A 12,729-nucleotide genomic window follows, 5' to 3' on the forward strand; every position below is an offset into this window, starting at 1 on the left:
CGCCCGCCGCGGCGGGCTCCTCGGAATGACCATCGGAGGACGAGGACTCAGTGTCCCGGGATGATGGCAGTCTTGATCTCGGAGCCGCGATCGAGCATGTGGCGCAGCACCTGTTGCAGGCGCGAGAGCGGCGCCTCGCCGGTGATGTAGTCCGTGGGCTTGATCTTCTTTTCCGCGATCAAGGCGAAGGCCTTGCGGACGTTCTCCGGCGTGTGGTGGAAGCTCGCCTTGAGCGTGATCTCGGAGTAGTGCAGGCGGTTGGTATCGAGCGGCACTTTGGTTCCGCTGGCGCAACCGCCGAAGAAGTTGACGGTACCGCCCTTGCGCACCATCTCGACCGCCCACTCCCAGGCCTGGGGACGTCCCACCGCCTCGATCACGATGTCCGCGCCGCGGCCCAGCGAGGTGAGCGCGCGCACGGCGGCGATGGGATCCTCGACCTTGGTGATCTGGACGACTTCATCGGCGCCAAACTTCTTTGCTGCACTGGCCTGGCCATCGCGCTTGACGACGGCGATCACGTTGGTGCCGGCGAGCTTGGCGGCTTGCAGCATCATCAGGCCGATGGGTCCGGCGCCGATGACGACCACGGTATCGCCGATCTGCACGTTGGTCTGGTGCAGGCCGCGGATGACGCACGCCAGCGGCTCGGTCATGGCGGCGGCTTCGTAGCTCACACCCTCCGGGATCTCGATCATGTTCTTGGCGACGATGCGCGCCGGGATCTTGATGTATTCGGCGTAGGCGCCGTTGATGAACATCAGGTCCTCGCAGAGGTTTTCCTGGTGCTTCGAGCAATAGAAGCAGCGGCCGCAGGGGGCGGAGTTGAGCGCGACCACGCGCTGTCCCTTGCGGAATCCACCCACGCCCGCGCCGACCTCTTCGATGCTGCCGGCAAGCTCGTGGCCGAAAAGCGCCGGCGGCACGATCATCTTCGCGTGATAGCCGCGCTGATAAACCTTGAGGTCCGTGCCGCAAGTGAGGGCGACCTGGACCTTGATCAGGACCTCGCCCTCCTCCACGCGGGGGATCGGCACCTTCTCGATCTTCACGTCCTCTTTGCCGTAGAGGACGGCGGCGGTCATGGTTCGGCTGCTCATATTCTTTTTCTATTCACACGCCTAAAGGCGTGTGCTGATACACCGATCTTCACCAACCTAGACTTCACCAGCTCAACCCGGGCTGGATGATCACCTTCATCGAGTCCGGCTGTGGATGCGCGGCCAGCTCGAGCGCTGCCACCGACTGCGCCAGCGGAAAGCGATGGCTGATCAGCTTCGTCAGGTCCATCTCGCCAGAAAACACGAAGCGCACCGACTCTGCCTGCAGGTCGACGGACGCGCTATAGGAACCGAGCAGCGCCTTCTCGTCGACACATACCGAAGCCGGATCTATTTTTGCTTCCCCACGGACAGTCTGGGCAAACAGCATTACCCGGCCGCCCGGGCGCGTCGCGTCCATTGCTGTCTGGATCAGCGCGTCACCCGCAACCGCGACGATGGTGGCATCGGCCCCGCGTCCCTCGGTAAGGGCGCGGACAGCTGCCACAGCGTCGGTGCGGCCCGCCTCAATGGTTTCTTCCAGGCCGAATGCTTTACTTATTGTAAGCCGCTGCGGGTACAAATCGGAAGTAATGACGCGGGCTCCCGCGCGTTTAGCCAATGTTGCCAACAAGATGCCGATGGGCCCTTGTCCGATAGCGAACACAATCTCGCCGGGGGTGAGCCGCAGCGTCTCGATGCCCTTGAGGCAGGTGTTCACCGGCTCGATCCACGCCGCTTGCTCGAACGGGACGCCGTCAGGAATCGAGACCACGCCCTTTTCCACGATCCAATCAAGCACGCGGACGTACTCGGCGAAGCCTCCGCCGCTGGGCTCAAAGCCGGCGGTGGAGCCCACCTGCTTGTATACCGGACACTGCGCGAAGACTTTGCGCTCGCAGTAATAACACTGGCCGCAGGGGATGTGATGGAAAGCCATCACGCGGTCGCCGGGCTTGAACTTGGTGACCCCGGCGCCAACGGCGGCGACCACGCCCGCGATCTCATGTCCGAAGATGCGGGGCGCGGAGTGCGAGCCGGTGGAGATCTTCTTCAAATCGGTGCCGCAGATGCCGCAGGTGTGGACGCGGATGAGCAGCTCGCCGCGCCCGATCTTGGGAACGGGGACGGACTCGACGCGAACGTCTCCCGGACCGCGATAGACGGCCGCGGTCATCTTCTCTGGAACTCGAGCGGGAACGGGGTTCGCACGGGGAGCGGTGCTGCGCTGGTTTTCGGTGGAAGTGGCCATCTTCAGCGGGTCGTTCATCAACGGGCCGGGCCCGCCGTCCCATTGTAAAGCGGGTTGCTGTAAAGCTCACCGCGCGCGTGCGCCGCGATGGCTTCGCGCAAGGCCTCGCAAAGGGCACGGCTGGCAACGGAGGTGTCTCGCCCGAGCCGGATCACTCTCCGCCAGTGCCAGGGGCGGACGATCATGTGCACCGCGAAGCTCGAGGACTTGAAATGGCCGTTGGCGTCGATGAACTGCTCGACCGGCGGCAGGTCAGAATCGTGCTCGTCGGAAATGACCTTGATCACCACACAAGGGAGCTGGCGCGCACGGGCAAAATCGGCGACCGCGTGCGCTTCCATGTCCACCGCCTTGGCCGAGTGGCGGATCGCGAGGTCGCGCTTGGCAGCCGCGCCCGCCACGTTGTGTGCGCTGACCAGGATGCCGTCACTTGCCCCGGTTCCCTTCGTCCCCTTCATTCCATGCGCGGCGCAATCCGTGCCGTCGGGCGTGACCACCTGCCGGGGCTGCATCACGTCGCCCACCCTGAGCTCGGGCGTGAGCGCGCCCGCATAGCCGGCGGAGATGTAGCCGGCAAGCTCTCCCCTGGCGTGCTTGTATAGCGTCTCCGCGGCGGCGCGCGCGGCGGCGGCGCCGATGCCCCCGCAAGTGATCACAACGTCCTCGCGCTCGTGGATGCACACCTTGCGCTCGCCCATGCGGACAACGGAGGTATCCCAGGCTTGGTCCTTGAGGAAGGGAGCAACCTCGCGCTCCAGTGCGGCGACGATGGCGAGCTTCTGGCTCATGGAGGGCCCTCGGCAGTTTAGATTCCTGCTCCGTTGCTCCGGACTTTTTATTCGAGGGTCGCCGCAACGGCCTCACCCTTCAGAAGACACAGCCGCGAGCTCTTTGACTCCTTCAACGTATCCGTGGGCGATGAACCATTCACAGGCGCGGCGCAACGCGTCGTCGATGGGGACGACGCGCCATCCCAGCTCGCGCTCTGCTTTGGCCGACGAGGCAAACATCTTCTTCTTGCCCATGCGGACAGCATCCACGGTGGCGCGCGGTTCTTTTTTCAATACGCGGCCGGTGAAGAACTCGTCGAGATACGCGAAGCCGAGCGCCACACCGTGCGGCACTTTTTTCGTCGGTGAAGGCACGCCGGAGATGGCCGCCAGCTTGTCGAGTAACTGTTTCAGCGTCACGTTCTCGCCGCCGAGGATGTAGCGCTCGCCCGGCTTGGCCTTCTCGAAGGCGAGGATGTGTCCGCGGGCGACCTCGCGCACGTCGACCACGTTCAGGCCGGTATCGACGTAGGCAGGAAACTTGCGCTTGAGGAAGTCGAGGATGATGCGTCCGGTGGGCGTGGGCTTGATGTCCTGCTCGCCGACGGGCGCGGTCGGGTTCACCACCACGACCGGCGCGCCGGACTTCCCGGCTTCGAGCGCGACCTGCTCGGCCAAGAACTTCGAGCGCTTGTAGTGCCCGATCATCTCCGGCTCGCCCACCGGCGAATCCTCGTCGCAGTGTGTGCCGCTCGCGGTGAAGCCCGTGGTGGTGAATCCCATGGTGGCAACACTCGAGGTATAAACCACGCGACGTACGCCCGCCTCCTGCGCGGCACGGATGATGGCGCGCGTGCCTTCGACGTTGGCGCGGTACATCGCGTCTGGGTCGGGGATCCAGAGGCGATAGTCGGCGGCGACGTGGAAGACGGCGTCGCAGCCCGCCATTCCCTGCTGCAGCGACTCGGGGTCGGTAAGGTCGCCGGTCACGCGGTCGGCCTTGAAGCCCTCGATCAGGTCGGTGCGGCTGGTCTTGCGGACGAGCAGGCGCAGCTCGGCGCCCTGCTCGGCAAGCAGCCGCGCGACGTGGCTTCCGACGAAGCCGGTGGAACCGGTGACGAAGGCTTTCATGGAAGATTATTGACGGTGAGATCCTTCGGTCGCTGCAGCGACCGAAGGATGACACTCAATCCAGTTTTTCGGGCTCGATGCCGATGTTCTTCTCGCCCGCCTGGCGCTTTTCCCAGTACTTGCGTACCCAGGCTTCATAGCTCTTGCCGGCGGCGGTGTCGCGGCCGGTGAAGGCGAGCGCGGCGATATCGGCGTAGGTGATCGAGCGCTTCTCGTCTTTGCCGGCGAGGAAGACACGGACGACGGAATCGGTGAGCGAGCTGCCGGTGCGGCGGTCGAAGATGTATCCCTCGACCTTTTCGCCTGACTTGAGCGTGATGGTGACATCGCCGCGGAAGTCGAAGGCCTTCTCGAGCGCGTCGCGGACCTCGGCGGGCGAGGCCAGCGGCGGGATCCAGCCCTCGAGCTGCTCGTGCTTCGTCCCTTCGACGACTTCCATCTCGTCAGGGTTGTGCGCGGGTTTTAAGTTTTGGGACATCGGTTTACGGAAGATCTTTGCCGCTATGGGGTGCTTCGACTCCGGTCGCCAACAGCGGCGACCTCCGCTCAGCATGACAAATCAAAAACAGCACAGCCGCGACCTCCGCTCAGCATGACAAATCAGAAACAGCACAGCGGCGACCCCCGTTCAGCATGACAATCGCAAAAAGCTACGTTACGCGGTGGTTTCCTGTGCCGCAGACGAATCCGCCTCGATCTGGACGAGCGGGTTATAGGCATGGACCGGGCGAACGTGCTCGTGGAGCATGGTGAGCGCGGCGTCGTCCTTGTATTCGGTCGAGAAGACGGCCTTCACCGTGGCGGCAAAACCGCGCAGCGAGCCGAAGGTGTCGTTCACCGCAGAGGTCTCGTAGCCGCAGTGCACCATGCAGTTCGCGCACTTCGGATTGCCACTCTCGGTGCCGTATTCATCCCACTTGGTGTCGTTCATCAGCTCGGCGAAGGAGTCGGCGTAGCCGTCTTGCAATAGGTAGCAGGGCTTCTGCCAGCCAAAGATGTTGAACGTGGGCATGCCCCACGCGGAGCAGGCGTAGTTGCGCTTGCCCATGAGGAATTCGAGGAAGAGGGGCGACTGGTTGAAGCGCCACGTCTTCTTGCGGTTCGACAAGATCGCGCGGAAGAGGCGGCGGGTACGGGCGCGGCCGAGGAAATGCTTCTGGTCGGGCGCCTTATCGTAGGAGTATCCGGGCGAGAGCATCATGCTCTCCACGCCGACCTCCATCATCTCGTCGAAGAATCCGCGGACGCTGTTCGGGTCAGCGCCATCGAACAAGGTGGTGTTGGTGGTGACGCGGAAGCCGCGGCGCAGCGCTTCTTTGACCGCATCCACGGCGATATCGAATCCACCCTCGCGGCAGACGGAGAAATCGTGGTGCTCGCGCTCGCCGTCCACGTGGACGGAGAACGTCAGATACTTGCTGGGCTTGAACTGGTCAAGTTTTTCCTTGAGCAGCAGCGCGTTGGTGCACAGGTAGATGTATTTCTTGCGCGCGACCAGGCCTTCCACGATCTCGGCGATCTGGGGATGCATGAGCGGTTCGCCACCGGGGATGGAGACGATGGGCGCGCCACACTCGTCGACCGCCTGGAAGCACTGCTCCGGCGTGAGGTCCTTCTTCAGGATGTGCGCGGGATACTGGATCTTGCCGCAGCCGGCGCAGGCCAGGTTGCAGCGGAAGAGCGGCTCGAGCATGAGGACGAGCGGGTAGCGCTTGCGTCCGGCAAGCTTCTGCCGCAGCACGTAGGAGGCGACCGTCGCCATCTGGGATACAGGGACTGCCAACTTACTTGCCTCCTAGTTTGAGCGGCGTGACGTTCGATGAGAACCGGGCCTCGCCCGTGTCGCTGACGTTCGAAAACACCTTGGCAAACGTGGTGAGCGCGAGCAGCGGGAAATACGTCCTGTACATATGGTACATGAGGTAAAACACGCGCGGAAAGCCGGTGCCGGTGTAGTAAGGCTCGTCCCAGTTGCCGTCCGCGCGCTGGGTGCGGAGCAGGAAGGCGATGCCGCGGCTGACTGAATCGGAGCGCGTGTCGCCGGCGGCGAGCAGTCCGAGGACGGCCCACGCCGTCTGCGAGGGCGTGCTCGGGCCAACGCCGCGCGCGTGCGGATCGTCATAGCTGCCGCAGCTCTCGCCCCAGCCGCCATCGGAGTTCTGGAAGCTGCGCAGCCACTCTGCCGCGTGCTGGATGTGCGGCTCGTGGACGTCTTCGCCCATCGCCTCGAAGCCGCGCAGCACTTGCATGGTGCCGTAGATGTAATTCACGCCCCAGCGGCCGAACCACGCGCCGTCTGATTCCTGGTTGCGGCGCAGGAAGTCCATGGCCTTGCGCACGTGCTGGTCGGCGCGGGTGTAGCCGTAAGCCGCCAGCATCTCGAGCACGCGGCCGGTGATGTCCACGGTCGGCGGATCGAGCATGGCGTTGTGGTCGGCGAAGGGGACGTACTGGAAGACCATGCGATCGTTATCTTTATCGAACGACGCCCAGCCGCCGTCTTTGCACTGCATGGAGAGCACCCAAGCGATGGCGCGCTGCACGCTCTCGTGCTGGTAACGCTCGTTGGGATGCTGCACATGGGTGAGCCCGAGCGCGACCATGGCGGTATCGTCCACGTCGGGATAGAACTCGTTGTTGAACTCGAAATACCAGCCGCCGGGCTGCGCTTTCGGATTCTTCACCGCCCAATCACCCTGGTGCGTGACCTGCTTCTGCAGGAGCCATGCGCCGGCCTTGGCCATGCGCGTATCGCCGCGCGGCACGCCCGATTCCCCGAGCGCGAAGAGCGCGAGGGCGGTATCCCACACCGGCGACTTGCAGGGCTGCATGCGGAAGGTGTCACCTGCCTCGATGCCGAGGGCTTCAAACTCGTCGATGGCGCGGATCATCTGCGGATCGTCGAGCGAATACCCCAGGCAGCGCAGCGCGATGATGGAGTTCATCAGGCCGGGATAGATGGCGCCGAGGCCGTCTGATTTCTCGAGGCGCGCCATCATCCACTTCTGCGCGCTCTTGATGGCGATGGAGCGCAGCGGACGCACGTGCACGCGCTCGAACCAGTGCGTCATGCGGTCGAGCACGAGGAAGAAATTACGCCACGAGACGATCTGCTCCGACCAGTGCAGGTGCAGCGTGGTGCCCTGGCGGCCTTGCGGGAAGAGCTCGTCGATACCCATCTCCTGCGGGATCTTTTTGAACGGCTTTTTCGCGTAGGCGATGGAGAGTGGCACCAGGATGGCGCGCGACCACGAGCTGATCTCGTAGATGTTGAACCAGAACCAGTTGGGGAAAAGCACGATCTCCGGCGGGATGGCCGGAACGGCGTCGTAGTCGTATTGCCCGAAGAAGCAGAGATAGATCTTGGTGAAGGTGTTGACCTCGGTGACACCGCCCAGCGCCATGATCTTCTCGCGCGCGCGCGCGAGGGCGGGATGCTCGGCGGTGTAGCCGGCGAGCTTCAGGCTGAAGTACGCCTTGACCGTGGCGCTGGCGTTCGACGGCCCGGCGGCGTAGATGCTCCAACCGCCATCCGCATTCTGGTGCGCGAGGATGTAGTTTGCGGCCTTGCGGATGCGGTCTTCTATTTTGGGGTCAATGTCGGTGCCGAGCAGGCGGTGCAGCAGGATGTAATCGGACTCGAGCGTGGTGTCGGCTTCGAGTTCGCCACACCAGTAACCCTTCTCGTCCTGCATGGAGAAAAGGCAGTTGCGCGCGGCCTCGACCGCGGCGGCGACGCGGGTGGAAACGTCATCCAGCTTGCCGAAGGTGAGTTGCGGCTCGCGGCTCTCAGGACCCTTGGGGGACGGCATCGCGCGCTACTCCGCGGCGACCGCCGGGGCGGGCGCGATGGCTTCGACGATCTCCGGCGGAAGTCCGAAGCGGACATTCTCTGGCATGACCTCGACCTCTTCCACGGTGCCGTAGCCGGCCTGCTTGAGGAATGCGACCACTTCCTCCACCAGGCACTCGGGAGCGGAGGCGCCCGCGGTGAGCGCGACCGAGCCCACGCCCTCCAGCCACTCCGGCCTGATGGCGCGGTAGTTCTCGATGAGGTACGACTTGTGGCCGATGTTGCGGCCGACCTCGACCAAGCGGTTCGAGTTCGAGCTGTTGTCGGAGCCGACGACCAGCAACAGGTCGGCCTGCGGCGAGACCTGCTTCACCGCGATCTGGCGGTTCTCGGTGGCGTAGCAGATATCCTGTGCGTGCGGTCCTTTGACCTTGGGGAATTTCTTGCGCAGCGCGGCGATGATGTCTTTGGTCTCGTCGAGCGAGAGCGTGGTCTGCGTGATATACGCGATGCGCTCGGGATCCGGGACTTCGAGGCGCGTGACTTCTTCTGGATTTCCAACCACCTGAGTGACGTCCGGGGCTTCCCCGAGGGTGCCGATCACTTCATCGTGATCGCGATGTCCGATGAGGATGATGCTGTAGCCTTCCTTGGCGTACTTCACCGCTTCCACGTGGACCTTGGTCACCAGCGGGCAGGTAGCGTCGATCACGCGCAGGTTGCGCAGCAGAGAAGCGTCGCGGACCTCGGGGGAGACGCCGTGCGCGCTGTAGATCACGCGCTCGCCTTCCGGCACTTCGTCGATGTCGTCCACGAAAATGGCGCCCTTGGCGGTGAGGTCTTCCACCACGTAGCGGTTGTGGACGATCTCTTTGCGGACGTAGATCGGTGGGCCGAAGGTGTCGAGGGCGATGCGAACGATGTCGATCGCACGCACCACGCCGGCGCAGAAGCCCCTGGGCTTCAGTAAGAGCAGTCTTTTCCCGTTGCTGGCTGCGGTCATCTGTCTCTCAGTATACGCGGTTTTGGCGCACTCCCGGAAGTTAGAGCTTAGCTTCCGCAGGGCGGTGCGACCATGGTAAACGGTTGAAAGGGTGGAACTTGGCAGCGAATGGGGCGCTGGAGAGCGTGAGCGGAGGCCGGTTTTGGCGCGTGTGAGCGGCGACGGGATTTGCACGGAAAACAGGGCAGCCCACAGCCCGCGCTCGGAGCCGGCCAAGGCCATCAGTGGTCGGGCGGAGACGCCGCGGCCGGCGGCGTGAGCAGGTCGACGCGCTGTTCATCGCCATCGAAGCCGACTTCGAGCCGGTTGAACTTCCACTCGCCCGCGAATTTTGTCGCGTCCACGTAAATGGTTCCCTTCCCCTTCGGACCGGAGATGGGGATGGTCAGGCCGGCCTCGCCCGCGCTACCCGCCACGTTGATGTTGCCGGAGGCGAACATGCCCGCCTCGATGGGCGTGCCCAGCCGCTGCTGGACGCGCGCGTCGTGCTGCGCCTTGTCGAGCGCGAGCTTGTAGGCGTCTGAACTCTTCATCGATCCCGAAACAATAAGGACGATGCCGGCGAGGAGCGCGGCGAAGAGCGCGATCAACGTGAGACAGCCGACCGGGACGAACCACTTCCAATTGCGCGACCACCAGCCCGGATGCTGTGGGGGGATCTGCGCAGGTGTTGCCGGCGGAAGAATGGCGGGCGGGGTTCCCATGGCGAACCTCCTTGAGAAAAACTAAGCGTTGGCCTTCAGCATCTGCTCGGCGTGCTTCAGTGACGTGTCGGTGACCTTCGCGCCGGAGAGCATGCGCGCGATCTCTTCGGTGCGTTCCTTCGGCTCCAGCTTGCGGACCGACGTCCGCGTGCGGCCCGCGGCCTCGCGTTTTTCAATCGCATAGTGCTGGTCGGCGAAGGAAGCGATCTGTGGCAGGTGCGTGATGCACAGCACCTGCTCGGAACGCGCCAGCGATTTGAGCTTCTTACCCACGGCTTCAGCGGCGCGTCCGCCGATGCCGGTATCGATCTCGTCGAAGACAAGAGTGCGGGCACCAGAGCGCGGGCGGGACGCTCGCGAACCAGCCGGCGGGACGCCGGCGCTACTGTCGACGGTCGCCTTGAGCGCGAGCAGCACGCGCGACAGCTCGCCTCCACTTGCGATCTGTTCGACCGGATGCAACGGCTCACCCGGATTGGTCGCGATCATGTACTGCACCTGGTCGAAGCCGGCGGTGGTCCAGTTCGCCTGGTCGTCGGCGCCGGAGAGCTCGATCTTGAACTTCGCTTTCATTGCCAGGTCGTTGATCTCGTCCTCGACCAGCTTCTCGAGTCTCTTGGCCGCGTCGTAGCGCTTCTTCGACAAGCCACGCGCGAGTTTCAGATACGCCTCGGCGGCGGTGGCGAGTTCTTGGTTCAGCTCGCGCAGCACTTCATCTTGGTTCTCGATCTGGTTGAGTTTCTGCGCCACGCCGGCGCCGAAGGCGACGACGTCTGCGACCGTCGCGCCATATTTCCTCTTCAATCGATCGATGGAAGCCAGGCGGTCTTCAATCTCGGCCAGCCGCTCAGGCGAAGCGTGGATATTGGCGGCGTAGTCGCGCAGCGTGAGCCCGAGATCTTCGACCACGGCGCGAGCAGAGGCGAGCGTCGCAGCGGCATCGGCGAACTTCGCGTCGAAGCGCGCCAGCTCTTCGAGCGACTTCCCCGCCGCGCGCATGGTCGCGGCGGCCGAGCCGTTGCTCTCGTAAAGATTGTCGTAGGCGGTGTTCGCCGCCAGGTAAAGCTTCTCCGCGTTGGCGAGCACGCGCTTCTCATTCTCCAGGCGCTGGTCTTCGCCGGCGGCGAGCCGGGCTTGCTCGATCTCCTTCTTCTGGAAGCTCCACAGGTCGACGAGGCGCAAGCGGTCTTGCTCATCGCGTTGCAGGCCGGTGATGCGCTGCCGGATGCCGTTCCACTTGCTGAAGGCGTCGGCGAGCGCGGCGGTATCGAGATCGGCGTAGCGGTCGAGCAACACAAGACGCTCATGTGCGTCGAACGAGAGGATGGACTGGCTCTGCGCGTGGATGGCGCCCAGCAGGGGGGCGAGCTGTTTGAGCACGCTGACGGTGGCCGGCTGGTTGTTGACGAAGACTCGCCCTTTACCGCCGGCGGAAATCTCGCGACGCAGGATAAGTTGCGCGGAGTCAGGATCGAGACCGTTGGCTTCGAGGATGGGATCGACCAGCTTGGTGGGCGCTTCGAAGACGCCGGCGACCACGGCCTTCTCCGCGCCGTGGCGGATGACGTCCGCGGAAGCCTTCTCGCCAAGGAGCAACGCGAGCGCATCAATAAGGATGGACTTGCCCGCGCCGGTCTCGCCGGTGAGCAGGTTCAGCCCGGCCGCGAACTCGACGGCGACGTTGTCGATAACCGCGTAATTTTCGACGCGCAGTTCGAGCAGCAAATCTTTCGCCTCGGTCTTGCGGCGAAGAATAGCACGACTGCGTACGCCGGCAATGGATGCGATCCTCGCGAAATGCCTGGCTGCGTTTGACGGGCGTGGAAGCGAGGTGCTACGGTCAGGTCTGGCCACTGCGTCGCAAGTTATTCATCAACTCCAACCCCCGGAGTCATTCAGCGGATGGCAATCTTCGTCGGCGGCGAGATCGTAAACCTCATCCTGCAAAGCGGCCCAGTCGCAAAACTGGTCCTGGTCATCCTGCTTCTCTTCAGCCTGCTGTCGTGGGCGATCATCCTATCGAAATGGGCATCGATCCGGCGGGCGCGCGCGCAGAGCGGGCGGTTCGTGCGCATGTTCCGCAAATCGCAGCGCCTGCAGGATGTCGCAGCGGTGGCCGACCAGTTCCGTCCCAGCCCGCTGGTGACGGTCTTCGAATATGGTTACGAAGAGTATCGGCGGCAGACGGCCGGCAATCCGGGCGGACAGATACGCAGCCTCGCGGCCATCCAGCGCGCGACGCAGATCGCGGCCTCGGAAGAATTGACGCGCCTGGAAAGGAGCTTGCCGCTGCTCGCCACCACCGGCGCGGTCACGCCGTTCATCGGACTGTTCGGCACAGTGTGGGGGATCATCGACGCCTTCCACGGTCTGGGCACCGCAGGCGCGGCAACGCTGCGCGCGGTCGCGCCCGGCATCTCCGAGGCGCTGGTCACCACCGCCGCCGGATTGTTCTCCGCCATCCCCGCGGTGATCGCTTACAACGCGTTCTCGCATTCCCTGCGCGAGTTTGGCGCGCGCATGGACGACTTTGCCGCCGAGTTCCTCAACACCGTGGAGCGCGGCCCGGAGGCACGCTAGATGGCCTTCACCAACGCGCGCGGCCGCACCCAGACCTCGCTCTCGGAGATCAACGTGACGCCGTTCGTGGACGTGGTGCTGGTGCTGCTGATCATCTTCATGATCACCGCGCCGGTGCTGCAGTCGGGCATCGAGGTGGCGGTGCCGAAGACGAAGATGGTGAAAGAGATCACCGAAGAGCGCATCGTGATCTCCATCGACAGATCGCAGCGCGTGTTCCTGGGGAACGAACCGGTGAACATCAACGAGATCGGTGCGAAGCTGCGCGCGAAGATCCGCGACCCTGAGCACCAGGCCATCTATTTGCGCGCCGACGAGAACGTGCCGTTCGGCGCGTTCGCTACCGTGATGGACGCGGTCAAGTCAGCCGGCATCACCAACGTGAGCATCGTGACGGAGCCGATCAAGGAAAGTGGCACGCAGCGCTGACATCTACGCTGACGAGCAGCAGTGGAC

Annotated in this window: 12 protein-coding genes; 2 read left to right on the top strand and 10 right to left on the bottom strand. The window is 64.0% G+C overall.

Annotated elements, in window-relative coordinates; genetic code table 11:
• Positions 1-47 precede the first annotated feature (47 nt).
• From M3P27_07020 to recN, 10 genes are all read right to left on the bottom strand, one after another.
• Positions 48-1,100: a zinc-binding dehydrogenase gene (locus M3P27_07020; GenBank protein ID MDP9268064.1), complete on the bottom strand. Its 1,053-nt coding sequence runs from the start codon at positions 1,098-1,100 to the stop codon at positions 48-50.
• Positions 1,101-1,164: 64 nt separating this feature from the next.
• Positions 1,165-2,217, bottom strand: coding sequence for an alcohol dehydrogenase catalytic domain-containing protein (locus tag M3P27_07025; GenBank protein ID MDP9268065.1), 1,053 nt, complete (start codon positions 2,215-2,217; stop codon positions 1,165-1,167).
• Positions 2,218-2,309: 92 nt separating this feature from the next.
• Positions 2,310-3,080 carry a hypothetical protein gene (locus M3P27_07030; protein MDP9268066.1) on the bottom strand — a complete coding sequence of 257 codons (771 nt, stop codon included), beginning with the start codon at positions 3,078-3,080 and terminating at the stop codon, positions 2,310-2,312.
• A 72-nt stretch (positions 3,081-3,152) separates the two neighbouring features.
• Entirely contained in the window at positions 3,153-4,193 is a 1,041-nt protein-coding gene (locus M3P27_07035) for an NAD-dependent epimerase/dehydratase family protein (GenBank protein ID MDP9268067.1), read from the bottom strand.
• 55 nt (positions 4,194-4,248) lie between these two features.
• Positions 4,249-4,671, bottom strand: a complete 423-nt coding sequence (locus M3P27_07040) for a hypothetical protein (GenBank protein MDP9268068.1) — start codon at positions 4,669-4,671, stop codon at positions 4,249-4,251.
• 177 nt (positions 4,672-4,848) lie between these two features.
• On the bottom strand, positions 4,849-5,976 hold the full coding sequence (hpnH, locus tag M3P27_07045) for an adenosyl-hopene transferase HpnH (GenBank protein MDP9268069.1): 1,128 nt from the start codon (positions 5,974-5,976) through the stop codon (positions 4,849-4,851).
• Position 5,977: 1 nt separating this feature from the next.
• On the bottom strand, positions 5,978-8,005 hold the full coding sequence (gene shc, locus M3P27_07050; GenBank protein ID MDP9268070.1) for a squalene--hopene cyclase: 2,028 nt from the start codon (positions 8,003-8,005) through the stop codon (positions 5,978-5,980).
• A 6-nt stretch (positions 8,006-8,011) separates the two neighbouring features.
• Complete coding sequence (locus tag M3P27_07055; protein MDP9268071.1) at positions 8,012-8,989, bottom strand: 4-hydroxy-3-methylbut-2-enyl diphosphate reductase; 978 nt, start codon at positions 8,987-8,989, stop codon at positions 8,012-8,014.
• A 221-nt stretch (positions 8,990-9,210) separates the two neighbouring features.
• On the bottom strand, positions 9,211-9,693 hold the full coding sequence (locus M3P27_07060; GenBank protein ID MDP9268072.1) for a cytochrome c oxidase assembly factor 1 family protein: 483 nt from the start codon (positions 9,691-9,693) through the stop codon (positions 9,211-9,213).
• A 21-nt stretch (positions 9,694-9,714) separates the two neighbouring features.
• Positions 9,715-11,418: a DNA repair protein RecN gene (gene recN / locus M3P27_07065; GenBank protein ID MDP9268073.1), complete on the bottom strand. Its 1,704-nt coding sequence runs from the start codon at positions 11,416-11,418 to the stop codon at positions 9,715-9,717.
• A 177-nt stretch (positions 11,419-11,595) separates the two neighbouring features.
• Between recN and tolQ the strand changes: the two genes are divergently transcribed.
• On the top strand, positions 11,596-12,273 hold the full coding sequence (gene tolQ, locus M3P27_07070) for a protein TolQ (protein MDP9268074.1): 678 nt from the start codon (positions 11,596-11,598) through the stop codon (positions 12,271-12,273).
• The gene (locus tag M3P27_07075; protein MDP9268075.1) at positions 12,274-12,702 is read left to right on the top strand and encodes a biopolymer transporter ExbD; all 429 of its coding nucleotides are present in this window, start codon (positions 12,274-12,276) and stop codon (positions 12,700-12,702) included. It begins immediately after the preceding gene.
• Positions 12,703-12,729 lie beyond the last annotated feature (27 nt).

Source organism: Acidobacteriota bacterium (assembly GCA_030774055.1).
In the GTDB taxonomy this organism is placed as follows: Bacteria; Acidobacteriota; Terriglobia; order Terriglobales; family Acidobacteriaceae; genus JACPNR01.

Excerpts from the sequence above, each read along its gene's own strand:
- M3P27_07020 (MDP9268064.1), bottom strand. The coding sequence starts at position 1,100 with ATGAGCAGCCGAACCATGACCGCCGCCGTCCTCTACGGCAAAGAGGAC.
- M3P27_07025 (MDP9268065.1), bottom strand. The coding sequence starts at position 2,217 with ATGACCGCGGCCGTCTATCGCGGTCCGGGAGACGTTCGCGTCGAGTCC.
- M3P27_07030 (MDP9268066.1), bottom strand. The coding sequence starts at position 3,080 with ATGAGCCAGAAGCTCGCCATCGTCGCCGCACTGGAGCGCGAGGTTGCT.
- M3P27_07035 (MDP9268067.1), bottom strand. The coding sequence starts at position 4,193 with ATGAAAGCCTTCGTCACCGGTTCCACCGGCTTCGTCGGAAGCCACGTC.
- M3P27_07040 (MDP9268068.1), bottom strand. The coding sequence starts at position 4,671 with ATGTCCCAAAACTTAAAACCCGCGCACAACCCTGACGAGATGGAAGTC.
- shc (MDP9268070.1), bottom strand. The coding sequence starts at position 8,005 with ATGCCGTCCCCCAAGGGTCCTGAGAGCCGCGAGCCGCAACTCACCTTC.
- M3P27_07055 (MDP9268071.1), bottom strand. The coding sequence starts at position 8,989 with ATGACCGCAGCCAGCAACGGGAAAAGACTGCTCTTACTGAAGCCCAGG.
- M3P27_07060 (MDP9268072.1), bottom strand. The coding sequence starts at position 9,693 with ATGGGAACCCCGCCCGCCATTCTTCCGCCGGCAACACCTGCGCAGATC.
- tolQ (MDP9268074.1), top strand. The coding sequence starts at position 11,596 with ATGGCAATCTTCGTCGGCGGCGAGATCGTAAACCTCATCCTGCAAAGC.
- M3P27_07075 (MDP9268075.1), top strand. The coding sequence starts at position 12,274 with ATGGCCTTCACCAACGCGCGCGGCCGCACCCAGACCTCGCTCTCGGAG.